This is a genomic window from Lysinibacillus sp. GbtcB16 (assembly GCF_019091145.1).
Taxonomy (GTDB): Bacteria; Bacillota; Bacilli; order Bacillales_A; family Planococcaceae; genus Lysinibacillus; species Lysinibacillus fusiformis.
This window is the reverse complement of the sequence record NZ_JAGXJV010000955.1, coordinates 1-230: the sequence shown is the minus strand read 5'-3', so window position 1 is coordinate 230 and position 230 is coordinate 1. Positions and strand designations below refer to the sequence as shown.

Genomic DNA, 230 nt, shown 5'->3' with positions numbered 1-230 from the left:
CAAATTTGTCGAAATTTCATTACAAACGAAATATTGTTTTCTTGTGTCCTTTTTTTAGGGCCCTTGGTGCGTCCACCTGCTCGACGAATTTTTTGACCGACATGACGCATATCGAGCAAGCGTTCGATATTTTCATTAGACATTTCTCGTCCATTTTGTTCAATTGGATAGCCCCCTCTTGCTTAAGCCATTGCCGCTAGCCCATAATCCTGTGTTATGACAATATCGTG

General features: G+C 41.3%; 1 pseudogene. It reads right to left on the bottom strand.

Annotated features, from left to right (window positions below):
* Nucleotides 1–230, bottom strand: a pseudogene (locus KVT27_RS26435) (DUF188 domain-containing protein); the annotation flags it as partial.